23 protein-coding genes are annotated in these 24,228 nt (G+C 59.7%); 16 read left to right on the top strand and 7 right to left on the bottom strand.

The genetic code is table 11. The features are described 5' to 3' along the window. Nucleotide 1 precedes the first annotated feature (1 nt). Entirely contained in the window at nt 2-451 is a 450-nt protein-coding gene (gene hycA, locus AC6CWS_RS11260) for a formate hydrogenlyase regulator HycA (RefSeq protein WP_004205645.1), read from the bottom strand. Between the two features lie 210 nt (nt 452-661). Between hycA and hypA the strand changes: the two genes are divergently transcribed. The 6 genes from hypA (at nt 662) to flhA (ending at nt 6,581) form a co-directional block, all read left to right on the top strand. After that, nucleotides 662-1,006, top strand: a complete 345-nt coding sequence (gene hypA, locus AC6CWS_RS11265; RefSeq protein WP_004205644.1) for a hydrogenase maturation nickel metallochaperone HypA — start codon at nt 662-664, stop codon at nt 1,004-1,006. Nucleotides 1,007-1,009: 3 nt separating this feature from the next. Then, a complete protein-coding gene (gene hypB, locus AC6CWS_RS11270) occupies nt 1,010-1,882 on the top strand; it encodes a hydrogenase nickel incorporation protein HypB (protein WP_023290798.1) in 873 nt (290 codons plus the stop codon). After that, the gene (locus AC6CWS_RS11275; RefSeq protein ID WP_002914934.1) at nt 1,873-2,145 is read left to right on the top strand and encodes a HypC/HybG/HupF family hydrogenase formation chaperone; all 273 of its coding nucleotides are present in this window, start codon (nt 1,873-1,875) and stop codon (nt 2,143-2,145) included. The genes hypB and AC6CWS_RS11275 overlap by 10 nt, the downstream gene beginning before the upstream one ends. Beyond that, nucleotides 2,145-3,266: a hydrogenase formation protein HypD gene (hypD, locus tag AC6CWS_RS11280; protein WP_048335098.1), complete on the top strand. Its 1,122-nt coding sequence runs from the start codon at nt 2,145-2,147 to the stop codon at nt 3,264-3,266. The genes AC6CWS_RS11275 and hypD overlap by 1 nt, the downstream gene beginning before the upstream one ends. Beyond that, nucleotides 3,263-4,273: a hydrogenase expression/formation protein HypE gene (gene hypE / locus AC6CWS_RS11285; RefSeq protein WP_065881953.1), complete on the top strand. Its 1,011-nt coding sequence runs from the start codon at nt 3,263-3,265 to the stop codon at nt 4,271-4,273. Before hypD ends, hypE begins: the two co-directional genes overlap by 4 nt. Nucleotides 4,274-4,508: 235 nt before the next feature. Beyond that, a complete protein-coding gene (gene flhA, locus AC6CWS_RS11290) occupies nt 4,509-6,581 on the top strand; it encodes a formate hydrogenlyase transcriptional activator FlhA (RefSeq protein ID WP_023290801.1) in 2,073 nt (690 codons plus the stop codon). 53 nt (nt 6,582-6,634) lie between these two features. Here the strand turns inward: flhA and AC6CWS_RS11295 are convergent, their stop codons facing one another. The 4 genes from AC6CWS_RS11295 to AC6CWS_RS11310 form a co-directional block, all read right to left on the bottom strand. Then, nucleotides 6,635-8,035, bottom strand: coding sequence for a glycoside hydrolase family 1 protein (locus AC6CWS_RS11295; protein WP_323109542.1), 1,401 nt, complete (start codon nt 8,033-8,035; stop codon nt 6,635-6,637). Between the two features lie 50 nt (nt 8,036-8,085). Further along, on the bottom strand, nt 8,086-10,278 hold the full coding sequence (locus AC6CWS_RS11300; protein WP_102004476.1) for a CBM35 domain-containing protein: 2,193 nt from the start codon (nt 10,276-10,278) through the stop codon (nt 8,086-8,088). A gap of 12 nt (nt 10,279-10,290) precedes the next feature. Further along, nucleotides 10,291-11,628: a maltoporin gene (locus AC6CWS_RS11305; protein ID WP_065881959.1), complete on the bottom strand. Its 1,338-nt coding sequence runs from the start codon at nt 11,626-11,628 to the stop codon at nt 10,291-10,293. Between the two features lie 262 nt (nt 11,629-11,890). Beyond that, nucleotides 11,891-13,162, bottom strand: coding sequence for a PTS sugar transporter subunit IIC (locus AC6CWS_RS11310; RefSeq protein ID WP_004151052.1), 1,272 nt, complete (start codon nt 13,160-13,162; stop codon nt 11,891-11,893). A 177-nt stretch (nt 13,163-13,339) separates the two neighbouring features. On the opposite strand from AC6CWS_RS11310, the gene AC6CWS_RS11315 reads away from it, so the two are divergent. From AC6CWS_RS11315 to AC6CWS_RS11355, 9 genes are all read left to right on the top strand, one after another. Then, on the top strand, nt 13,340-13,654 hold the full coding sequence (locus tag AC6CWS_RS11315; RefSeq protein WP_048335108.1) for a PTS sugar transporter subunit IIB: 315 nt from the start codon (nt 13,340-13,342) through the stop codon (nt 13,652-13,654). Nucleotides 13,655-13,663: 9 nt separating this feature from the next. Continuing rightward, a complete protein-coding gene (locus AC6CWS_RS11320) occupies nt 13,664-14,986 on the top strand; it encodes a PTS sugar transporter subunit IIC (RefSeq protein WP_065881961.1) in 1,323 nt (440 codons plus the stop codon). A gap of 23 nt (nt 14,987-15,009) precedes the next feature. Continuing rightward, nucleotides 15,010-15,324: a PTS lactose/cellobiose transporter subunit IIA gene (locus tag AC6CWS_RS11325; RefSeq protein WP_002914983.1), complete on the top strand. Its 315-nt coding sequence runs from the start codon at nt 15,010-15,012 to the stop codon at nt 15,322-15,324. Between the two features lie 50 nt (nt 15,325-15,374). Then, entirely contained in the window at nt 15,375-16,193 is an 819-nt protein-coding gene (locus AC6CWS_RS11330) for an ROK family protein (protein ID WP_102004477.1), read from the top strand. Nucleotides 16,194-16,249: 56 nt separating this feature from the next. Next, nucleotides 16,250-17,212 (top strand): LacI family DNA-binding transcriptional regulator, encoded by a 963-nt coding sequence (locus AC6CWS_RS11335; protein WP_065881965.1) that lies wholly within the window; start codon nt 16,250-16,252, stop codon nt 17,210-17,212. A 182-nt stretch (nt 17,213-17,394) separates the two neighbouring features. Further along, on the top strand, nt 17,395-18,312 hold the full coding sequence (locus AC6CWS_RS11340; RefSeq protein WP_065881967.1) for a metal ABC transporter substrate-binding protein: 918 nt from the start codon (nt 17,395-17,397) through the stop codon (nt 18,310-18,312). Next, nucleotides 18,309-19,130, top strand: coding sequence for a manganese/iron ABC transporter ATP-binding protein (locus AC6CWS_RS11345; protein WP_044524512.1), 822 nt, complete (start codon nt 18,309-18,311; stop codon nt 19,128-19,130). Before AC6CWS_RS11340 ends, AC6CWS_RS11345 begins: the two co-directional genes overlap by 4 nt. Further along, nucleotides 19,127-19,975, top strand: coding sequence for an iron/manganese ABC transporter permease subunit SitC (gene sitC, locus AC6CWS_RS11350; RefSeq protein WP_023290804.1), 849 nt, complete (start codon nt 19,127-19,129; stop codon nt 19,973-19,975). Before AC6CWS_RS11345 ends, sitC begins: the two co-directional genes overlap by 4 nt. Beyond that, complete coding sequence (locus AC6CWS_RS11355) at nt 19,969-20,823, top strand: metal ABC transporter permease (protein ID WP_065881970.1); 855 nt, start codon at nt 19,969-19,971, stop codon at nt 20,821-20,823. The genes sitC and AC6CWS_RS11355 overlap by 7 nt, the downstream gene beginning before the upstream one ends. 60 nt (nt 20,824-20,883) lie before the next feature. Here the strand turns inward: AC6CWS_RS11355 and AC6CWS_RS11360 are convergent, their stop codons facing one another. Both AC6CWS_RS11360 and AC6CWS_RS11365 read right to left on the bottom strand, forming a co-directional pair. Then, nucleotides 20,884-21,225 carry a nitrous oxide-stimulated promoter family protein gene (locus AC6CWS_RS11360; RefSeq protein WP_023290806.1) on the bottom strand — a complete coding sequence of 114 codons (342 nt, stop codon included), beginning with the start codon at nt 21,223-21,225 and terminating at the stop codon, nt 20,884-20,886. 77 nt (nt 21,226-21,302) lie between these two features. Further along, entirely contained in the window at nt 21,303-21,596 is a 294-nt protein-coding gene (locus AC6CWS_RS11365; protein WP_004205627.1) for an Rdx family protein, read from the bottom strand. 215 nt (nt 21,597-21,811) lie between these two features. Here AC6CWS_RS11365 and AC6CWS_RS11370 point away from each other — a divergent pair, with 215 nt between their 5' ends. Continuing rightward, entirely contained in the window at nt 21,812-24,181 is a 2,370-nt protein-coding gene (locus AC6CWS_RS11370; RefSeq protein WP_065881974.1) for a TonB-dependent receptor domain-containing protein, read from the top strand. The last annotated feature ends 47 nt before the right edge of the window (nt 24,182-24,228 follow it).

The following is a 24,228-nucleotide window of genomic DNA, read 5'->3' on the forward strand; positions in this document are numbered from 1 at the left end:
ATCAGTGGGTCAGGGCCAGATGGCTTAAGTCCACCGGTTGGTCTTGCTCCATGGCGTCGTACAGACGGTCATAGACGGTGGCGATAATCGCCAGATAATGCTCCAGCACCTGGTCGCGGGATCGGTTGCTGATCCGCCCATCCACCGTGCCATCCGCGGCGAGCGTGGCCTGAGCAATCAGATACTTATCGCCGCCGCCTTTGTTTTCGACGTAGTATTCGATGGTGTGGCTGTTGAAGCCTTCCGCCAGGGCGACGAACACCTGAAAATGGCCGAACAGCACGAAGCACAGCTCTTTGTCCGGCGCGCAGCTCATCGCGTGATGCAGGCGGGCTTTCGACAGGGTGATCCCCTGAACCAGCGAGTTACAGTAGATATGCCACTGCTCCTGCTGCTGCCGGTGACGGTCGGCGATGTAATCCGCCTTTTCACTTATTTCCCAAATAGTCATATCGGTTTCTCCGTAGCATGAGATGCACCGTCTAAGCATTTTCCGTGCCACGTTTTATTTATTTGATTTAATTATGTTTTTATATTTATTCCCTGCCGACGCGACATGTCGATGACAGCCCCGGCGCGTCGTCATCGACATTTCCTGCCGCCACGAGTCCTTTCTGGCACCGTTATTGCATAAAAGGCGCATCGCGATACGGAGGCGACTATGCACGAAATCACCCTCAGCCAGCGGGCGCTGGAAATTATTGAACAACAGGCGCAGCAGGCCGGCGCGCGGCGGGTGACCGGCGTGTGGCTTAAGGTGGGAGCATTTTCCTGTGTGGAAGCCAGCGCCCTGACCTTCTGCTTTGAGCTGGTCTGCCGCGGCACGCTGGCGGAGGGGTGCGAACTGCATATCGCCGAACAACAGGCTGAATGCTGGTGCGAACGCTGTCAGCAGTACGTCCATCTTGTCTCGCAGCACGTCCGCCGCTGCCCGCACTGCAATAACGACCAGCTACAGATCGTGGCGGATGACGGCTTACAGATTCAGCGTTTAGAATTGGAGTAAATTATGTGTACAACATGCGGCTGTGGAGAAGGCAACCTCTATATTGAAGGAGACGAACGAAACCCGCATTCCGCGTTCCGCAGCGCCCCCTTCGCGCCCGCCCCACGCCAGACGATGACCATCACCGGCGTAAAAACCGACCACTTCGCCCCCACCCGCACGACAGAGGGCGATCTGCATTACGGCCATGGCGAAGCGGGGACTCACGCCCCGGGCCAGAGCCAGCGGCGCATGCTGGAAGTGGAAATCGACGTGCTGGATAAAAACAACCGTCTGGCGGCGCGCAACCGCGCGCGCTTTGCGGCTAAGCAGCAGCTGGTGCTGAATCTGGTTTCCAGCCCCGGCTCCGGCAAAACCACCCTGCTCACCGAAACCCTCACCCGGCTGAAAGGGCGTGCCGACTGCGCAGTGATTGAAGGCGACCAGCAAACGGTCAATGACGCCGCCCGCATTCGCGCCACCGGCACCCCGGCGATTCAGGTCAACACCGGGAAAGGCTGCCATCTCGACGCCCAGATGATCGCCGACGCCGCCCCGCGCCTGCCGCTGGCTGACCACGGCATTCTGTTTATTGAAAACGTCGGCAACCTGGTCTGCCCGGCGAGCTTTGATCTCGGCGAACGCCATAAGGTGGCGGTGCTATCGGTCACGGAAGGCGAAGACAAGCCGCTGAAGTATCCGCATATGTTCGCCGCCGCCAGCCTGATGCTGCTCAACAAGGTCGACCTGCTGCCGTATCTCAATTTCGACGTCGAGAAGTGCCTGGCCTGCGCCCGCGAGGTCAATCCGCATATTGACATTATCCTCCTCTCCGCCACCAGCGGCGAAGGCATGGATCAGTGGCTCACCTGGCTGGAGACGCAGCGATGTGCATAGGCATTCCGGGACAAATTTGCGCCATCGACGGCGTGCTGGCGAAGGTGGAAGTCTGCGGCATTCAGCGCGACGTCGACCTGACGCTGGTGGGCGCCGTTGACGAGCAGGGCCAGCCGCGTCTCGGCCAGTGGGTGCTGGTGCACGTCGGCTTCGCCATGAGCGTGATTAATGAAGCCGAAGCCCGCGACACTCTCGAAGCGCTGCAAAATATGTTTGACGTAGAGCCGGACGTCGGCGCCCTGCTGTACGGCGAGGAGCGATAATGCGTTACGTTGACGAATACCGCGCCCCTGAGCAGGTCATGCAGTTGGTGGCCCATCTTCAGCAGCGTGCCCATCTGCTGCCGCACACCGCCGCGCGACCGCTGCGCATCATGGAGGTCTGCGGCGGTCATACCCATGCCATTTTTAAGTTCGGTCTCGACCAGCTGTTGCCGGAGAATATTGAATTTATTCATGGTCCCGGCTGCCCGGTGTGCGTCCTGCCGATGGGGCGCATCGACGCCTGCATTGAGATTGCCAGTCGTCCGGGGGTTATCTTCTGTACCTTCGGCGACGCCATGCGCGTACCGGGCAAAAACGGCTCACTGCTGCAGGCGAAAGCCCGCGGCGCCGATGTCCGCATCGTTTATTCGCCGATGGACGCCCTGCGGCTGGCGCAGCAAAACCCGCAGCGTGAGGTGGTCTTTTTCGGTCTCGGTTTCGAAACCACCATGCCCGCCACCGCCCTCACCCTGCGTCAGGCGCGGGAGCGCAACGTCGATAATTTCTTCTTTTTCTGCCAGCACATCACCCTGCTGCCGACCCTGCGCAGTCTGCTGGATCAGCCGGACAACGGTATCGACGCCTTTCTCGCCCCCGGCCACGTCAGTATGGTGATCGGCACAGAAGCCTACGGCTTTATCGCCAGCGACTATCATCGCCCGTTAGTGGTCGCCGGTTTCGAACCTCTTGATCTACTGCAAGGCGCGGTGATGCTGGTTGAGCAGACAATAGCGCAGCGTAGCGAGGTGGAAAATCAGTACCGCCGCGTAGTGCCGGATGCCGGCAACCCGCTGGCGCAGGCGGCGATGGCCGACGTGTTTTGCCTTGATGGCGACAGCGAATGGCGCGGTCTGGGGGTCATCAGCGACTCCGGCGTGCACCTCACGCCGGCCTATCAGCGCTTCGATGCCGAGGCCCATTTCCGCCCGGCGCCGCAGCGCGTGTGCGACGACCCGCGCGCCCGCTGCGGCGAGGTGTTGACCGGCCGCTGTAAACCGCACCAGTGCCCGCTCTTCGCCAGCACCTGCAATCCGCAAAGCGCCTTTGGCGCGCTGATGGTCTCCTCGGAAGGGGCCTGCGCCGCCTGGTATCAATATCGCAGTCAGGAATATGAAGCATGAAAAGCGTCCAGTTAGCCCACGGTAGCGGCGGTCAGGCAATGCAGCAGCTGATCGGCGACCTGTTTATGCAGGCTTTCGCCAACCCCTGGCTGGCGGAGCAGGAGGATCAGGCGCGTCTCGATCTGGCGGCGCTTGCCGCCCAGGGGGATCGTCTCGCCTTCTCCACCGACAGCTATGTGATTGACCCGCTGTTCTTTCCCGGCGGCAATATCGGCAAGCTGGCCGTCTGCGGTACCGCCAACGATGTGGCGGTCAGCGGCGCTATCCCCCGCTATCTTTCCTGCGGGTTTATTCTCGAAGAGGGGCTGGAGATGGCTACCCTGGAAACGGTGGTCGCCGGCATGGCCGATACCGCCCGGGCGGCAGGGATCGCCATCGTTACCGGCGACACCAAAGTGGTGCCGCGCGGCGCGGCGGATAAGCTGTTTATTAACACCGCCGGCATCGGCGCCATCCCGGCAGACGTTCGCTGGGGGACGCAGCAGATCAGCGCCGGCGATGTGCTGCTGGTCAGCGGCACGCTGGGGGATCATGGCGCCACCATCCTTAATCTGCGCGAGCAGATGGGGCTCGACGGCGCGCTGTCCAGCGACTGCGCGGTGCTGACGCCGCTGATCCAAACCCTGCGGCCGCTGCGCGGCGTCAAAGCCCTGCGCGACGCCACCCGCGGCGGCGTCAACGCCGTCGCCCATGAGTTCGCCGCCGCCAGCGGCTGCGGCATTGAACTGCACGAGGCGAAGCTGCCGGTCAACGACACCGTGCGCGGAGTCTGCGAGCTGCTCGGGCTGGACGCCCTGAACTTCGCCAATGAAGGCAAGCTGGTGATCGCCGTCGCCCGCGAAGAAGCGGAAAACGTGCTGGCGCATATACGGTCTCACGCCCTGGGACGCGAGGCGGCGATAATCGGCGAGGTGGTCGCCCGCCCGGGCGTGCGTTCCGTCGGGCTGTACGGCGTGAAGCGGACGCTCGATCTTCCCCACGCCGAGCCGCTGCCGAGAATTTGTTAACCACGGCGTCGGGTCCCGGATAGCGGCTGGCGCCTTATCCGGGCTACAACACGGCGCGCACATGTAGCCCGGCTAAGCGCAGCGCGAGCCGGGAAAAGCCAGCATGATTGTCCCGCCCAAACCTGCGGGCGCCCACGGATGGGTTAAAGCGGCAATAACCGCTTTATTAACATACTATTATTTGTACCATCATTTTCTTATGCGCCGCGTTGCCGGCGCGTTTTGGATGTAAGCCATGTCGTATACACCGATGAGCGATCTCGGCCAGCAGGGTCTGTTTGATATCACCCGGCTTTTATTACAGCAGCCCGATCTGGCTGCGCTGAGCGAAACCCTGACCCGCCTGGTGCAACAGTCCGCACTGGCCGACGAAGCGGCCATTATCCTGTGGAACGCAGGCAACCACCGCGCGGCCAGATACGCCTGCGATGAGGCAGGCCAGCCGGTGAGCTATGAAGATGAAACCGTGCTCGCCCACGGACCAGTGCGCCGCTTACTCTCCCGGCCGGATGCCCTGCATTGCGATCATGAGACCTTTGCCGACACCTGGCCGCAGCTTATCCGCAGCGGGATCTATCGCCCGTTCGGGTACTACTCGCTGCTGCCGCTGGCGGCCGACGGGCGGATCTTCGGCGGTTGCGAATTTCTGCGCCGTGACAACCGGCCATGGAGCGAGAAAGAGTTCCAGCGGCTGCATACCTTCGCGCAGATCGTCGCCGTCGTCAGCGAGCAGATTCAGAACCGGGTCAGCAACAACGTCGATTACGATCTGTTGTGCCACGAGCGCGACAACTTCCGCATCCTGGTGGCGATCACCAACGCGGTCCTCTCGCGTCTGGATATCGACGAGCTGGTCAGCGAGGTGGCGAAAGAGATCCATCGCTACTTCCGGATCGACGCCATCAGCGTGGTGCTGCGCAGCAACCGCAAAGGGAAGCTCAACATCTATTCCACACACTATCTCGATGCCAGCCATCCGGTTCACGACCAGAGCGAGGTAGATGAAGCGGGCACCCTCACCGAGCGCGTGTTCAAAAGCAAAGAGATGCTGCTGCTTAATCTGCACGAGCATGACACCCTCGCGCCGTACGAGAAGATGCTCTTCGAAATGTGGGGCAACAAGATCCAGACCCTGTGCCTGCTGCCGCTGATGTCCGGCAACACCCTCCTCGGGGTGCTGAAGCTGGCGCAATGCGACGAACAGGTGTTTACCACCACCAATCTCAAGCTGCTGCGGCAGATCGCCGAGCGGGTGTCGATCGCTATCGATAACGCCCTCGCCTACCGTGAAATTCAGCGCCTGAAAGAGCGGCTGGTGGATGAGAACCTCGCCCTCACCGAGCAGCTCAACAATGTCGAGAGCGAATTCGGGGAGATCATCGGCCGCAGCGAGGCGATGAACAATGTGCTCAAGCAGGTCGAGATGGTGGCCCACAGCGACAGCACCGTACTGATCCTCGGTGAAACCGGCACCGGCAAAGAGCTTATCGCCCGCGCCATTCATAACCTCAGCGGACGAAACAGTCGGCGGATGGTGAAGATGAACTGCGCCGCGATGCCCGCCGGTCTGCTGGAGAGCGATCTGTTCGGCCACGAACGCGGAGCCTTCACCGGGGCCAGCGCCCAGCGTATCGGCCGCTTCGAACTGGCGGACAAAAGCTCCCTGTTCCTTGATGAAGTGGGCGATATGCCGCTGGAGCTGCAGCCCAAGCTGCTGCGCGTTCTCCAGGAGCAGGAGTTCGAGCGCCTGGGGAGCAACAAGCTGATCCAGACCGACGTCCGACTGATCGCCGCCACCAACCGCGATCTCAAGCAGATGGTTATCGACAGGGAATTTCGCAGCGACCTCTACTACCGGCTCAACGTGTTCCCGATCCACCTGCCGCCGCTGCGCGAGCGTCCCGACGATATCCCGCTGCTGGTGAAGGCCTTTACCTTCAAAATCGCCCGCCGCATGGGACGCAATATCGACAGCATTCCGGCGGAGACCCTGCGTACCCTGACGCGCATGGAGTGGCCGGGCAACGTGCGCGAGCTGGAAAACGTCATCGAACGGGCGGTGCTGCTGACCCGCGGCAACGTGCTGCAGCTCTCCCTGCCGGAGCGGGATATCGTCGAGCCTCCGCGGTCGCCAGAGGTCCTGCCTGAGGAAGGCGAAGATGAATATCAGCTGATCGTCCGGGTGCTGAAGGAGAGCAACGGCGTGGTGGCCGGGCCGAAGGGCGCCGCCCAGCGGCTGGGGCTGAAGCGCACCACGCTCCTGTCGCGCATGAAGCGGCTGGGCATTAATAAAGACGAGCTGGTGTAGCCTCGCACGCTCCCTCTTTGCGCGCCGGTAAGAGGGAGCGCTGGCGCAGAGCGCTATTTGTCGCTGGTAAAACCGTTGCTGGTCGCCAGTTCGGCAAACCACAGCGCATTGCGTTTTATATGTCGCTCGCCGGTCTCCAGATCCAGTCGCCAGAAGCCGTAGCGCCGTTTGAAGGCATTGATCCACGACCAGTTGTCGATAAACGTCCACTGGTGTACGCCAAAGCAGTTCGCGCCGTCGGCAATGGCGCGGTGCAGTTGCACCAGATGCTCCTCCATCAGCTGTATGCGAAAATTATCGTCTATCACCCCGTCCGCCCCGGGCTCTCCCTCTGATTCTCGATCCATCGCGATGCCGATTTCCGCGAGATACCACTTAATATTGCCATAGTTTTCGCGAATATTGGCGGCAATGTCATAAATAGCCTGCGGCAGGATCTCGTTGTTATCACGATAGGGGTTAAAGCGGCCCTGCGGGTTCACCGCGTTTTCGAAATAGTATTCCGGGGTGAAATAATCGAGGTCATATTCGCTCTCACGCGCTTTTACCCGCCGCGGCACGTAATAATTCACCCCAAGAAAATCGATCTCCGCGCTGAGGATCAACGCCACGTCGTCTTTGCTGGTCGTCGGCAGGCAGTCGTGGGCGGCGAGGATCTCGCACAGCGCTTTGGGGAATTCATGTTTTACCAGCGGGTCAAGGAAGCTGCGGTTAAAAAACAGGTCGGCATACCCGGCGGCCTTTTTATCCGCGTCGCTATCGGTGAGCGTATAGTTCGGGGTCAGGTTGAGCACCACGCCGATCTCGCCCGCCAGCGCCAGTTCACGATAAGCCGTGACCGCTTTGGCATGCCCCAGCATAATGTTAAACGCCACCTGCGCCGCCAGCCGACCATCTTTCTTACACGGATAGTGGAAATCGTACAGGTAGCCTCCCTCAACCGGTACAATCGGCTCGTTGAAGGTTATCCAGTATTTAACCTTATGGCCAAACAGGCTAAAGGCGGTGCGGGCAAAGCGGGCAAACAGCTCTGCTACGTGCGCCGATTCAAAGCCACCGTACTGTTTCTGCAGCACCTCCGGCATATCAAAATGGTAGAGATTGATCATCGGCTCAATGCCGTTGGCGATCATCTCATCAAGATAGGCGTGATAAAAACGCACCGCGTCCGGGTCCGGCGCGCCGGTTTCCAAATCAGCGATCAGTCGTGACCACTGAATTGAGGTGCGAAACGAGTTGAAGCCGGTCTTTTTCATCAGCGCCACGTCCTGCGGATACTGATGATAAGTATCACACACGGTTTGCGGCCCTACCTGCTGATAAAATCGCTCCGGCTGTTCGGCAAACCAACTGTCCCAGATGGAACGATGGCGCTTATTGGTGACCCCTTCCGTTTGCGGGCCAGACGCCGCCGCCCCCCACAGAAACCCTTGCGGAAACTGATACTGCTGCATAACCTCTCCTTCGAAAAAAGGCTGCGCCCGTCTGGCGCAGCCTGAACGTACTACTCCACGACCACTTCGATCGATTTAATGAACATATAGCCCCAGTCGCCGGCGAAGCGGCCGAAGTCAATCTGATTAGTCCCCGCGTTAAGCGTCACCGGTATCCGCAGCTGCTGGCCCTGCTCATCCGTCTGCGGGAAGGCCACGGCCTGCGGAGCGCCCCCGTTGACGACAAAGGAGTTCTGCTTGCCGCCCCATTTGCCGTTGAAGGTTACGTTGAGCTGGAACTGACCGCTCCACGGCGCCTGCACATGCCAGCTGATCTTATCCCCCTCGCTGGCAAATGGGCCGAGGAACCCGTCCTCGCCAACTGCCAGCGCGTCTTTATCACTCTTCATTACCGTCAGGCGCCCCTCAGCCACGCCATAAACTTCGCCGTGATAACGACAGAAATCCGCCGGCGCTTTCCCCGCCGCCTCGCCCACCGTCACGGTCACGGTTTTGCTGCTTTTCAGCAGCCCATCGTCGGCAGTGAACGTCAGCGCATAGGTACCTGGCGTCGTAAACCAGGCCCGGGTTTGAGCCCGATCGGCATGGCAGAAATGCACGAGTCCCTCACCGGCGTGCTGCCAGCCCACCTTAACCTCTCGCGACGGCAGGCCATCGTCCTGCCAGCTGGCCGTAAGCTTGACGCCCTGGTCCTGCGTGGTGGTTAGGGCCGGTTCCAGCGTGATAACCGGCGGCTGATTCTCCTCGCTATGCTGCACGCTAATCACATTGGAAGGGGCAGAACGACCACTCTCGTTTTTCGCCGTCACCCGGTAGTAGTACATATGCCCGAGCTGAAGCTGACGATAATCGTCGCGGAACAGAACCATGGTTTCCGGATTCCATTCGTTAACGCCATCGGAGATATCCCGGCCCACCACCGTCCACGGCCCGGTCGGCGAGCCAGCGCGTTCGACATCGTAGCTGCGTCCCACCGCGGCTCCCATCCAGTTGATCGCGAAGGGCGAGGTGGTCTCGCGCAGCAAAGGCGCGTCCGGCTTCGGCAGCGGCGCCATCGTCTGCTGCCCGGCCATCTGCGCCGCGGCCGTGCGCACCAAATCGACCACCGCCTGCTCCTGGTTCGCTTCGCCTTCTTTGGCAAACCCCGGCAGGTGGTAACTGTAGTGCCCGGTCGACTCCTTATGCCAGTAGAAGCCGCCGTCGTGACGATGGCCACGGAATCCCCAGACAAGCCCGCCGGCGGCTTGCGCCCCGTTGACGTCGCTGTGAACGATCGACTGCATAATGGCGTTCAGTTGATCTGCCGGCAGCAGGCCAAACTCGCCGACGAGATAGACTTTTTGCCCGCCGACGGCGCGCAGATCCTGCGTCACCTGCCCGGGATGGTTATTATCGGCATTGGTGTAATAGTGATTGCTGACGATATCTACATTGGGGTCGGTCAGCGCAAAGGAATTGATTTTCTTATAGGTACCATCCACCACTAACTGGTGAGGGGCCCACTTTTTAATCCACGCCGCGGTCTGATGCAGGAAATCGGCGTTGGTATCCTCCAGCTCGTTACCGGTTTCCCAGGCCATGATCGCCTTTTCATCATAGTAGGCGCGACCGGTGACGGTATTTGTCCGGGTGATAACCTGGCGGATCACATCCAGATAGGCTTTGAAGGTCTTGCTATCGGTCCGATAAAAGTCTTCCGCTTTTTCATGATAGAACGCCGCCAGCTGCTCGCGCCCGCCCCACCACCACCAGTGGTCGATAAACGGCAGGATCAGACGCAATCCCTGTTTGTCCGCTTCGGCAATCATGTTGTCATACACCCGCATGGCTTTCTCATTCAGCCGCGGCATGCCGTCCGCCGTTTCCGGCGCCAGAATATGGGTCTCGCGCCCGCAGGCTTTATCAAATTCCTGCTGCACCGACAGCACGTAGACGCGCTGGGCTTTCGCCCCGGTTTGCACCATCGCCTGGATCCAGTTTTGCTGCTCCTGCGCAGTTGGCCATTTAAAGTATTGTCCCCAGCCGCGCGGGTCTGCTCTGCAGGGGCCGCGGGCGTCGTCTTCAATGCGGTGCAGCTCCGGCGCGTGGATCCCGGCGAAACGAAACACCTTGTCGCCGTCCTTGAGGGTGGCGCCGTCGCGAGTGATAAAGTGCGTAAAGTGCGAGCGCTCGGCGGCCAGCGCCCCGCCGGCTCCCAGCGCGGACAGCAGCCCCATCAGCAGCAGGTTTTTCATCGGCTTCATCGTTGTCTCTCCTTAGAACCAGACCTCGGCCTGTACGCCGAAGTTAACGGTGTCGGTAGAGCCACTGCGGGAATACCCGCCGGCGGTGATGGTATTGGTATCCCAGTTGTAGTTGCCGTCCAGCGCATCGGAGACACCTTTATCCCACTTCGCGTAGGTGACGAAGAAGCGCAGCTGCGGGCGTGCCCAGAAACCGGAGTCAAAGGTCAGGGTTGGCGCAACGGTGACTTTGGTCAGGCCGCCTTTGCCTTTGCCGTTGACCCCTTTGTAGTTTTTGTCATCCAGGTATTCGTAGCCCAGCTCGTACTGCATGGCAAAGTTGCGGGTGATCTGATGATAAGGGCGGATACCGGCGACCCACATCGAGCGTCCCCAGCCACGGTCATCTTCCGTCCACCAGCGGTAGTTTTTATCTTTCTGCCAGAAAGCGAAGGTCGAGATCTCCAGGTCGCCCATCGAGGCCACGCTATCCAGCACCACTCGCCAGGACTGAGTGTTTTCCAGATTGGCCCAGCCCCAGCCGTTTTTACCCAGCGAGTCACCCGCCGCCAGCCCTTTCCCGTACTGCAATGCGAGGCGGGAGTAGCCTCCGGTCAGGCCATAGAAACCGTCAAAGTTATAAATACCGGTCACGCCATAACCCTTCTCGGCGGAAGTCGGGTGGTTTTCGTTACGGTTCATATGGTGGCCGATCAGCTCCAGATCGAAGCCTGTCCCGGCGATCTTTTTCAGCCACAGGTTGAGGGAATAGTCATCCGGGTAGCCCTGATCTCCCTTATCCACCGGGTAGGCTTTGGTTTCATCGGTGGGTGAAAAGGCGTAGACCCCGGCGTCGAAGCGGGCGAAGCCGAGATCCATGTTGTCGAAGCCGCCGCCGGTGCCGTTGTACTGAATGTACTCCCAGTCGAACTGATGGCTGGAGGTGTTGGAGCTGCTGTAGCGCTTACCGGCCCAGAAGGTCATCTCCGGCGCAAAATCCAGATTGCTCAGCTCGGCGAACCCTTCGCGAAACTGTACGTCATGGCCATCGTCATCCTGACAGTTCCAGTCGGAGGTGCATTTCGACTGGTGAGTGAGGTTGGCCTGCACTTTCGCCACCACGCCGCTGTCCGCCGTCAGCGTCACGGTGGGGATCAGTTCGATCTTGGTGTCTTCTTCGTTGCCCAGTCGCCACTTACCGTCCGGCATCAGGCCGACGGAGTCCGCGCGGTTGCCATCGGAGTTCGCCAGGATCCCGGAGCGGATATAGCCATGCAGCGCAAAATCATACTTCGGATCGGCGCAGGCCAGGCTGCTGGCCCCTGCCAGCGAGAGGAGAGCCAGAGGTATTGAATGTTTCAGCTTTATCATTATTTTTTTCCCACGTTATGTTTGTTAACACGAACCGATAACGGAGGGGAAATTTACGGATCAAAAATGGAAATGTACATCCGTTAATGGAAAGCGCTTTCCATAATTGCCTATCTGGTTCACAAAATTCGCTCTGCGACGAATATATTCGTGAGACTGATCACATAAAATAACAAGAATGCCGCCGGGAGCCGGCAGCAGAGCGGAAGGAGGAGCAGGTGAATGAGTGCCGCCGGGGGATAAGCCGCCGACGGCGAGGGGGTCAGCGTTCGGTTTCCGCGAGCTGGCGTTCGTACACTTTGAAGAAGGGGCGATAGAGCATCCAGGCGTTAAACATCGCGAACAGGCTCATGCACAAATTTTTCCAGCTACCGTTCGCCGACCATGCTGCCCCCAGCGGGGAAGGCATCGACCATGGCAGCATCGCCACCGCGCGGTCGAGGATACCCAGCTGAGTTAAATACCATGCGATACAGGCATTTATCAGCGGAACAAAGAGAAACGGCAGTAAAAAAACCGGGTTCATGATTACCGGAAAACCAAACAGTATTGGCTCGTTGATATTAAACAGCGACGGCAGCAGGCCAATTTTTGCCACGCTTTTCAGCTGCCGCGAGCGGCTGCGCATCGCCATCAGCACCAGCGGCAAAGTGGAGCCAATACCGCCGATCAGCAGGTAAAAATCCCAGAACCCCTGCAGATAAATATGCGGCAGCGTTGGCGAACCCGCCGCCAGCGCCTGCTGATTTTCAAACAGATAGGTCATCCAGAAGGGGTTCATGATCCCGGTGATGATCAGCGCGCCATGGATACCGATAAACCAGAGTAAGTTACAGATAAATAAAGAGATCAGTACCGCCATCAGCGTGTCGGACGCCAGCACCAGCGGCCGCACCGCTTCGCTGATCAACTCCGGTACGATGCGTCCGGTGGTCTGCAGCAGTATGGCATTCATCACGCTTATCGACAGCATCACCACCAGCAGCGGGATCAGCAGTTGAAAGCCATTGCGGGTCATCAGCGGCACTTCATCAGGCAAGCGAATACACCAGCCTTTTTTGTAGAAAAAGCGAATTATCTCAATGGAATAGGTGCTGGATATCAGGGCGGTAAATATCCCCATACCGCCGAGATAAACATTGCTCACCGCAGTCTCGCGAAAGCCGATAAACAGCAGAAAAGCCAGACACCCGGTTAAACCGCAGAGCCGTTCCGGCAGACGGTACTGCTTGGCGAGACTGGCGCTGGCGCCGAAGGCGACAATCAGCGCCACCAGGCCAATGGTTAGCTGAAAGGTCGGCAGCAGGATAGGCCGCAGCAGCAAATAGACCTGGCCGAAACGCGAGGCGCCGTCTATGGAAACGGGCGGAAACAAAATGGGCACCAACAGGCTGCCAACAATCACAAAGGGCATCGCCAGCGCAAAGCTATCGCGCATCGCCGTAATGTGGTTGTTGCGCGTCAGAACATTCGCCAGCGGCGCCAGCCGCTGCTCGATGATATCCACGGCCACATTCATTAACTGAATGTTCATACTCCTACCTTTGCGAATGGTTGTCTCGCCGGGATGATCGCCCACAACACCGGAAAGTGAAAGCCTGCCATAGGTGATCATGGTCACAATTAATAAATCCACAAACGGAAAGCGCTTTCCGTAATGCATCCATTTTGACTATAGTCCGCTCATCCAACCTCATCAGGAGCGGTACTTATGAAAAAAATAATGTTGTGTTGTTCGGCAGGCATGTCCACCAGCCTGCTGATGAAAAAAATGATTGCCGAAGCCGAACAGCGGGATCTGCCGGTAGAGATCAATGCCTATGGCGTAGCGGAGTTCGCCGAACAGGTTGGCCATTATCAGGTGGTGCTGCTGGGGCCGCAGGTGAAATACATGCAGCAGGATCTGCAAAAACAGGCGGATAAATACGGTATCCGCGTCGAACCCATCAATATGATGGACTACGGCATGCAAAAAGGCGCCGCGGTCCTCGATTTCGCCCTTTCCCTCATTGAAAACAAGAACTAAGGAAAGAACATGAGCTCTCTGTACGCTAAACTGATCGATGTGATCGAACGGCAGATCACGCCTATGGCGGGGGCGATCGGCCAGCAAAAATACATCACCTCGATCCGCGACGGTTTTATTACCGCCCTGCCCTTTATGATCGTAGGCTCGTTTTTGCTGGTATTTATCTTTCCGCCGTTTTCTCCGGATACGACGTGGGGCTTTGCCCGCGCCTGGCTGCAATTTTCGCTCGATCATCGCGATGCGCTGATGCTGCCGTTCAACTTCAGCATGGGGGTGATGACCCTGTTCATTGCCGTCGGGATCGCCGCCAGCCTCGCCAAACACCATCACCTGGACTCGCTGACCGCCGGGATGCTGTCGCTGATGTCTTTTCTGCTGGTGGCCGCGCCGCTGAAAGATGGCCAGATCTCTACTGCCTACTTCTCCGGTCAGGGGATTTTCACCGCCATTCTGGTGGCCATCTATTCCACCGAGCTGTACGCCTTCCTCAAGCGGCATAACATCACCATTCGTCTGCCGCCGGAAGTGCCTGCCGGGGTGGCGCGCTCGTTCGAGATCCTGATCCCGGTGCTGGCGATCATTCTGACGCTGCATCCGCTGAACCTGTTTATCGAGGCTCAGCTGGGGATGATCATTCCGGAAGCGATCATGTCGCTGGTCAAACCGCTGGTCGCGGCTTCCGATACGCTGCCGGCCATTCTGTTGTCAGTGCTGGTCTGTCAGGTGCTGTGGTTCGCCGGGATCCACGGCGCGCTGATCGTCACCGGGATCATGAACCCGTTCTGGATGGCCAACCTGTCGGTCAATCAGGCGGCCATGGCGGCAGGTACCGCTATCCCGCACATCTATGTCCAGGGCTTCTGGGATCACTATCTGCTGATCGGCGGCGTCGGCTCCACCCTGCCGCTGGCGCTGATGCTGCTGCGCAGCAAGGCCGTGCATCTGAGGACGATTGGCCGGATGGGGGTCGTGCCGGGGGTATTCAATATTAACGAACCGATCCTCTTCGGCGCGCCGATCATCATGAACCCACTGTTTTTCCTGCCGTTCGTGCTGGTGCCGATGGTCAACGCGACCCTGGCGTACTTTGCGCTGAAGCTGGATCTCGTCAGCCGCGTAGTATCGATGACGCCGTGGACAACGCCGGCGCCCATCGGCGCCTCGTGGGCGGCGAACTGGAGCTTTAGCCCGGTGATCCTGTGCCTCATTTGTATGGCCACCGCCATGGTGATGTACCTGCCATTTCTCAAAGCTTACGAAAAACAGCTGCTGGCCCAGGAGCGTGAAAACGCCGTCGGCCAGGCTGACAACGCGGCGCAAACCGCTTAACGCTAACGATTCAGAGGATAATCATGGAATTAGAAGAACAGGTGATGGGGATCATCATCAACGCCGGCCAGTCACGTAGTCTGTGCTACGAAGCGCTGCACGCTGCTAAAGCGGGTGATTTCGCCACCGCCGACGCCAAAATGCAGGAAGCGGCGCACTATTCCCGCGAAGCTCACCTTGTACAGACCCAGCTTATCGAAGCTGACGAAGGCGAGGGAAAAACCAAAATGACGCTGGTAATGGTCCATGCTCAGGATCACCTGATGACCTCCATTCTGGCGAAAGAGCTGATTGCCGAACTGATTGCGATTTACCGCGCGCAACCACTTCACGCCTAGCGCGTTCCCCGGCCAGGCGCGCTGGCCGGGTCTGATTCCCCGAGGTCACTATGTTACATCTTGGAATAGATATTGGCGGCACCAAAATGGAAGCCGTACTGCTGGACCCGGCAGGCGAATGCGTCCAGCGCCTGCGCCGGCCGACCCACAAAGAGAGCTATGACGCCTTTATGCGTCAGCTGCTGACCCTGATTGCCGATATTCGCGCGGTCAGCCCCCAGCCATTCACCCTGGGGATCGGCCTGCCTGGGGCAATCGATCCGCAAAGCGGACGCATTAAAAACTGCAACTGCCTGGTGCTCAACGGCCACGATCTGCGCCGGGATATCATGCAGCAGCTTGGCCAGCCGGTGTGGATGGCAAACGATGCCGACTGCTTCACCCTTTCGGAGGCGGTAGATGGCGCCGGCGCCGGGGAGTGGGGGCATAATCCGCTGCCGGGCTATACTTCTGAGCGGGATGGCCCGCCGCAGCCCTGCTACTGCGGCAAAACGAACTGCATCGAAAGCTTTCTCTCCGGCACCGGCTTCGCCCGCCGCTACGGGGAACAAGCCCGTGCGGAAGCCATTGTCGCCGCGGCGCAAAACGGCGATCCGCGCGCGCTGGCCCACTGGCGACACTTTATCGATGCCTTTGCCCGTAGCCTGGCGTCGGTGATCAATATTCTCGACCCGCAGGTGATTGTGCTGGGCGGCGGTCTGTCCAACGTCAGCCAGATCTATCGCGATCTGCCTGCCGCCATCGTTCCGTGGATCTTCTCCGACAGCTGCCGCACGCAGATCAAACCGGCCCGCTTCGGCGACGCCAGCGGCGTGCGCGGCGCGGCCTGGCTGCCCCGTCTGCCCGGCGCCGTGGACGGGCCACGGTAGACACTTTTTTCAGCAGGTATGTTAAGCTAGGCGAAAATGTCCAGACAGAAAAAGCCATGCCAACGATTGATGATGTTTCAAGATTAGCGAATGTCTCAAGAGCGACGGTTTCCCGCGTGCTGACCGGCACCCGGGGCGTGCGCGAAGAGAGCCGGGAAGCTGTGCTGCGGGCCGTTGAAGAACTCAACTATCGCCCGAGCTTTGCCGCGCAAAACCTCGCCAGTCAGACATCCAGCCACGTTGGTCTGGTGATTTCCGCGCAGGACGAGAGCAACGGCGCGCGTCTGCTGCCGCTCCTCTCGCAGGCGCTGAAAGGGCTGAATAAAAGCCTGCTGGTCCAGTATGTCAGCGATCCGGTAGAGCAGGCGGCGGCGATCGACGATCTGCAGCGCCAGTGCGTGGCGGTGGTGGTGCTGGGCGCCGTTGCTACCGACGCGCCGCGCAACGTTATCGCCTTTGACCGTTTCGGCGTCGCCGGGAGCAACAGCCAGGGCTATGACTTCGCCTTCGCCACCGAAAGCGCCTGCCGCTATGTGATTGGCAAGGGACACCGCAACATCGCCCTGCTGGTGGACAGCGATAGCGACGATGCCAGCCGCCAGATGATGGAAGGCTACCGCAACGTTCTGCAGAACTACTCCATTCCTTTTAACCGCCAGCTGGTGCTGACGGCCAACGATGATGTCGAACAGGCGCTGCTGACCTTAATTAACAGCTTCAGTAAATACTCAGTCATTATCGTTAAACGCGACCGCTACGCGGCTGAGGCAATGCGCCTGCTGCGCGAATTCACCATCGCCGTCCCGCAGGAGGTCTCCCTGCTGAGCCTTGAGGATTCCCCGCTCGCCTCGCTGCTCTACCCACCGCTGACCTGCATCTCCTGGCCACTGGAAGCGCTGCTGGATAACTGTATTCAGCGTATCCGCAGCCTGATTGACGACCGGCCAACCTTCACCGCCGAGGGCCGCTCGCTGGCTGGCCGCCTGATCCCGCGCCAGTCGGTCGCCGATATCTCTTGATCTTCGCCCGGTTCGCGCCGGGCCAGCCTTATCTCTCCACTTTCTTATCGCTTTCGTTTCCCGGCTCATTATTAACCACGTATGCAAATAAGAATTATTTTCATTTATAAATAGCTTGTGCTATATAACATAGCAATGGCTATAAACGCTGGGAAATTAACCACATCATTGCGAGGGATCCTATGCTGCACCTGACACCGCTGAAATCATGGCTGCTGGCCAGCGCGCTGGCCCTGCTGGCCGCGGCGCCGGCCTCGGCGCAGGAGAAATTCAGGGTTATCACCACCTTCACGGTTATCGCCGATATGGCGCAGAACGTGGCCGGCGATGCCGCCGTCGTCAGCTCCATCACCAAACCGGGCGCGGAGATCCACGACTACCAGCCTACTCCCGGCGATATCAAACGCGCGCAGGGGGCGCAGCTGATCCTCAGCAACGGTCTCAATCTCGAACGGTGGTTTGCCCGCTTTTATCAGCACCTGCAGGGCGTCCCGGAGGTGGTGGTCAGCGAGGGGATCCAGCCGATGGGCATCAGCGCAGGCCCCTATAGCGGGAAGCCCAATCCCCATGCCTGGATGTCGGCAGATAACGCCCTGATCTATGTCGATAATATTCGCGATGCGCTGGTGAAATACGATCCGCCTCACGCCGACACCTATCGCCGCAACGCCGAGGCCTATAAAGAGAAGATCCGCCAGACGATGGCGCCGCTACAGGCCAGACTGGCGCAGCTGCCCGAGGATAAGCGCTGGCTGGTCACCAGCGAGGGAGCCTTCTCCTATCTGGCCCGCGACTATGACCTGCGCGAACTGTATCTGTGGCCGATTAACGCCGACCAGCAGGGCACTCCGCAACAGGTGCGCAAGGTTATCGACACCATGAAGAAAGAACAGATCCCGACCATCTTCAGCGAAAGCACCATCTCCGATAAACCGGCGCGTCAGGTGGCGCGCGAAGCCGGCGCCCACTACGGCGGCGTGCTGTATGTCGATTCGCTGAGCGCCGCCGACGGCCCGGTGCCGACCTGGCTCGACCTGCTGCGCGTCACCACCGAAACCATCGTCAACGGTATCCAGGACGGGATGAGGAAACAGCCATGAATACTGCGCAAGCGGGTCTGTATGTCGACCAGCTCACCGTCACCTGGCGCAACGGCCACACCGCCCTGCGCGACGCCTCGTTCAGCGTACCGCGCGGCTCTATTGCCGCGCTGGTGGGGGTTAACGGCTCGGGTAAATCCACACTGTTTAAAGCGCTGATGGGCTTTGTGCGCGTCGGTCACGGCGAGATCGCCATCCTCGGCCAGCCGGTCAACCGCGCGCTGCGCCAGAACCTGGTCGCCTATGTCCCGCAGTCGGAAGAGGTGGACTGGTCCTTCCCGGTGCTGGTGGAGGATGTGGTGATGATGGGCCGCTACGGCCATATGGGCTGGCTGCGGCGGGCAAAGCCGCGCGATCGCGAGATTGTCGATGCCGCGCTGGCCCGCGTGGGCATGAGCGAGTACCGCCATCGGCAAATTGGCGAGCTCTCCGGCGGGCAGAAAAAGCGCGTCTTCCTTGCCCGCGCCATCGCTCAGCAGGGCCAGGTGATCCTGCTGGATGAGCCTTTTACCGGCGTCGATGTGCAGACCGAAGCGCGGATCATCAGCCTGCTGCGCGAGCTCCGCGATGAGGGCTGTACCATGCTGGTCTCCACCCATAATCTCGGGTCCGTAAGTGAATTTTGCGATTACACGGTGATGGTAAAAGGCACCGTGCTGGCCAGCGGCCCGACAGAAACCACCTTCACCGCCGAGAATCTGGAGCGGGCTTTCAGCGGCGTACTGCGCCACGTCGCGCTCACCGGTGCGGAAGCGCAGATTATCACCGATGACGAGCGGCCGTTTATCAGCCGGCGCGCGGCGGGAGGCCCACGATGAGCTGGCTGCTGGAGCCGTTTGGCTATCACTATATGCTCAATGCGATGTGGGTGGCGGCGCTGGTGGGCGGCGTCTGCGCCTTTCTCTCCTGCTACCTGATGCTGAAGGGCTGGTCGCTGATTGGCGACGCCCTTTCCCACTCGATTGTGCCCGGCGTCGCCGGGGCCTATATGCTCGGCCTGCCGTTTGCCCTCGGCGCGTTTCTCTCCGGCGGCCTGGCGGCGGGCAGTATGCTGTTTTTGCAGCAGCGGTCGCGGCTGAAAGAGGATGCGATTATCGGCCTGATCTTCTCCTCCTTCTTCGGGATCGGGCTGTTTATGGTGTCGCTGAACCCGACGTCGGTGAATATCCAGACTATTATCCTCGGCAATATTCTGGCCATCGCCCCGGAGGATATTATCCAGCTGGCGGCGATCGGCTTTATCTCGATGGCGATCCTGCTGTTGAAGTGGAAAGATCTGATGGTGACCTTCTTCGATGAGCACCACGCCCGCTCGATTGGTCTGAACACCCGCGGCCTGAAGCTGCTGTTCTTTACCCTGCTGGCGGCCTGCACCGTAGCGGCGCTGCAGACCGTCGGCGCCTTTCTGGTTATCTGCCTGGTGGTCACCCCCGGCGCCACCGCCTGGCTGTTAACCGACCGCTTCCCGCGCCTGCTGGCCATCGCCGTCGCCATCGGCAGCCTGACCAGCTTCTTCGGCGCCTGGCTCAGTTACTACCTCGACGGCGCCACCGGCGGCATTATCGTGGTGGCGCAAACGCTGCTGTTCCTCATCACCTTTATCTTCGCGCCGAAGCATGGCCTGTTGGCCAACCGTCGCCGCGCCGGGGAGGCCGCATGCTGAATCTGATCCTGGCCCCGTTCCAGTTTCCTTTTATGGTCAACGCGATAACAGTATCGATGGTCGTTGCCGTGCCCTGCGCGCTGCTGTCGGTCTTTCTGGTACTAAAAGGCTGGGCGCTGATGGGCGACGCCATGAGCCACGCGGTCTTTCCCGGCGTGGTGCTGGCCTACATTATCGGCATCCCCTTCGCCATCGGCGCGTTTATCGCCGGACTGCTCTGCGCCGTGACGACCGGTTTTCTCGACGACAACAGCCGCCTCAAACGCGATACCATCATGGGGATTGTCTTCTCCGGCATGTTTGGCGCCGGGCTGGTGCTGTACGTAGCGATCCAGTCCGACGTCCATCTCGACCATATTCTGTTCGGCGACATGCTCGGGATCTCCCTCAGCGATATTGGACAAACGGCGGCTATCGCGCTGGTGATTGCGCTGATTATCGGGCTGAAATGGCGGGATTTTTTGCTGCACGCCTTCGATCCGACGCAGGCCAAAGCCAGCGGCCTGCGCGGCGGACTGCTGCACTACGGCATGCTGTGCATGATCGCCCTGACCATCGTCGCGACGCTGCAGTCGGTAGGGATTATTCTGTCGATTTCGCTGCTGATTGCCCCCGGGGCGATCGCGCTCCTGCTGGTACGGCGCTTTATCCACGCCCTGCTGCTGGCGGTGGCGGTAGCGGTCTGCTGCTCGGCGGGAGGGGTGTGGCTGGCGTTTTATCTCGATAGCGCGCCGGCGCCGACTATCGTGGTGCTGTTCAGCGCGCTGTTTGTGGTCGCCTTTGTGACAAGCACGATCCGGGATAGTCAGAAACAGAAGGCTTCATCACCCATCCCCGGTGGCGGCTAACGCCTTACCGGGGCTGCGCTTGTCCCCCGGCTGCGCGCAGCCCAGGCCGGGGAAAGGCCGCTATTTTTTCGGTCGATATTTTTCCGGCAGCGGCGGCACCGGCCGCCTGTCATCCAGCAGATGGCGAAGGGTCAGGATCGGGTGGCGCCAGAGCATTCGTGGCCCGGCCCAGCGCATAATCTGCTTCATCTCTTCGCGCTTCGCCGGCTGATAGCAGTGTACCGGACACTGCTTGCAGGCCGGTTTATTGTCGCCAAACACGCACTTATCAAGCCGCTTGTCGGCGTAGGCGTTCAGCGCCTGATAGTGTTCGCCGTCGTCGCGGGCATCCGGACAGCGGCGCTGATAAAGCCCAATCATCCGACCGATCGTCTGCTTTTCACGTTCGATGCGTTTGCCCACCGTCAACTTCCCTCTCCACAAAAAGATGCATCAATAATACACCTTTTAAACGGGCCACGCAGCCGCTTTCCTAACGATTAGGTCGGGTTAGCGGGTTTATCAACATGCCCCAATGCTTTTTCCGGGAAGCAGACATCGCGCACCCGGCGTTTCAGCTCTGCCGCATCCGGAAAGCCGCCATCCTGCTTGCGCTCCCAGATCTGCTGGCCGTCGATATCGATAGTGAAGATCCCGCCGGTGCCCGGCACCAGCGTCACCGAGGCGATATCGGTGCTGAAGGTGTGTAACAGCTCCTGCGCCATCCAGCTGGCGCGCAGCATCCAGTTGCACTGGGAACAATAGGTGATAGTGATAGCCGCTTTTGAATTCATCGTCATCTCGCTCAGGCTGAAAGGGCACAGTGTAAACAAAGTGCAGTTTAAATGAGGAATACATGAATATTTTGTTGCAAACGATAATACCTATCATTACCATTCGCAATCAACAAATGGAGTAAGACCCTATCCGCAACGGAAAAGACGGAGCAACCTGCAACTCTGGAAGTAACGCGTGAGCCGATACTAATAACGATCAAGGCGTGGCGACTATGTACAAATCGACTCCGTCAGCAGCAGGGTGTAAAAAACGCCTGCTGGTGACCTCTTTGCTTGCAGCAATTTATCAAACTTCTGCCATCGCAGCAGGCACTTCCGCCATCGGCGGCGAGGCGGTGGATGACACCTCGGAACAAATGACCGTCACCGCTCCCGCGCCGGCGCCGGCGCAAAAAGCCGGTAACGAGCACAGCATCAGCGCCCGGGAGCTGGAGGACAAAGGCGCTAACGACTTCGGCTCGATCATGCGCTATGAACCGCTCATCAGCGCCACCGGGGCCAGCGGCGGATCCGGCAACGGCAAAAGCGGCTTCGACCGCGGGGGCTACACCGGCTACAACATTCGCGGCATGGAGAGCAACCGCGTCGGTATCGACGTGGACGGTATCGCCCAGCCCAACGCCACCGGCCGCGGCTACGTCGGCCGCTCGGGGCTCAATACCTTCGGCATCGGCCGCGATTATATCGACCCGTATATGTACGGCAGCGTGGATATCCAGTCCGGCGCCACCTCGACGGAAACGGCCAACAGCGCCATCGGAGGGAATGTCTCCTTCCGCCCGAAATCGGCGGATGATTACCTGCGCCCGGGCAAAACCAGCGCCTTCGGCTATCGCAGCGGCTACGACTCCGCGGATCGCAGCTGGCACAACGGGGTGACCGTCGCCGGCGGCGATGAGTTCCTGCGCGGCATTTTGGTCTACAGCCGCCGCGACGGCCAGGAAACCGAAAACAACAGCGGCACCGTCGACGCCTACCCGGCGAACTGGCACTCCGATGCCTTTCTGGCCTCCGGGATCTGGCAGCCCAACGACGAGCACAAGCTAACCAGCACCTTCGACTATTACCATAAAACCAACCACACCCACTACGATACCTGGGACTCCAGCGGTAACAGCACCATCGGCACCGCCAACCAGACCAGCCAGACCCGACGCTGGGGCCTGAGCCTGAAGGATGACTGGACGCCGATGAATGACTACCTCGACAGCGTCTCCACGAAAATCTACTACCAGCATACCGAAGCCCATGACTGGACGTATATGCCGGACAGCATCACCCGCAGAATGCAGACGGTGAACTCCAACTACGACACCGACACCTGGGGCCTGCAGACCGCGCTGGCGAAAACCCTGGGCCGCCACGATCTGAGCGCCGGCTTTAACGCCAGCACCAGCAAAACCCAGCGGCCCTTCAGCCAGTCGCCGATCCCCAACGTTTACAGCGAGATCATGCAGCCGGAGGCGGACAGCCGCAGCTACACTCTCGGCGGCTTTGTCCAGGATAAGATCAACTTCGACCTTGATAGCCACAACTTCGCCATCATTCCCGGCGTGCGCGTGGTGCATCAATCGACGAAGCCGGAAAATCTGTCCGACCTTGCCGCCAACAGCAGTGCGCTGACCGAATCGTCGGTGGCGAATCTGTACGGTAAAAACAGCGATACCCAGGTTCTGCCGTCGTTGACCTTCCAGTACGACCTCACCCCGCGCCTGATGACCTACCTGCAGTACCAGCGCGGCGCGCAGTTCCCCAACGCCAGCCAGCTGTATGGATCCTGGAACCTTGGGTCCAGCTACGCCGGCAGCCAGCAGTATGCCCTGATCGGCAATACCGATCTGAAGACGGAAACCAGCGATAATCTCGAGTGGGGGCTGAAGGGGGAAGTTACCGAAGGCATCACCCTGCGCACAGCGCTGTTCTACAACAGCTATAAGAACTTTATCGCCTATACCCGCTATACCCGGGCGAATAATCCGGGCCAGTTCACTAACGTGCCGTCGAACATCTACACCATTTATCAGGCGGAAAACCGCGATAAAGCCTATATCTACGGCGGTGAGATCAGCACCAAATTTAACTTTGGCACCTGGTATGAGCAGGTGAACGGCCTGAGCGCCACCCTCGCCCTCGGCTATAGCGAAGGGAAATCGAAATCCAGCTACAGCGGCGATAAATACGTCGACCTCGACAGCGTAGCGCCGATGAAAGCTATCGTCGGCGTGGCGTGGGACGATCCGGCGAAACGCTACGGCACCGCCCTAACGGCGACCTTCGTCAAGGGGAAACAGGCGACCGCCACCAACCGCGAAAGCTACAGCAACAGCGGGTCCGCCATCGCCGATGCCAGCAGCGACTATATGCGCGTGCCGGGCTACGGCATGCTGGACTGGACCGCGTACTGGCAGGTAGCGAAAAACGTGCGCCTCAATGGCGGGGTCTACAACCTCACCGATCGTAAATACTGGGATTACCTGAGCAGCCGCAATATCGAGACCGGCACCAACCAGGACGCCAATGATAAAGCGCTGGCGGTCATGCCGGGCCGCACCTGGCAGCTTGGGGTCAACGTCGACTTCTGATTGCCCGAATAACAACTCACCTGCCCCGGCCCGCCGGCCGGGGATAT

This window comes from Klebsiella sp. M041, assembly GCF_059759695.1.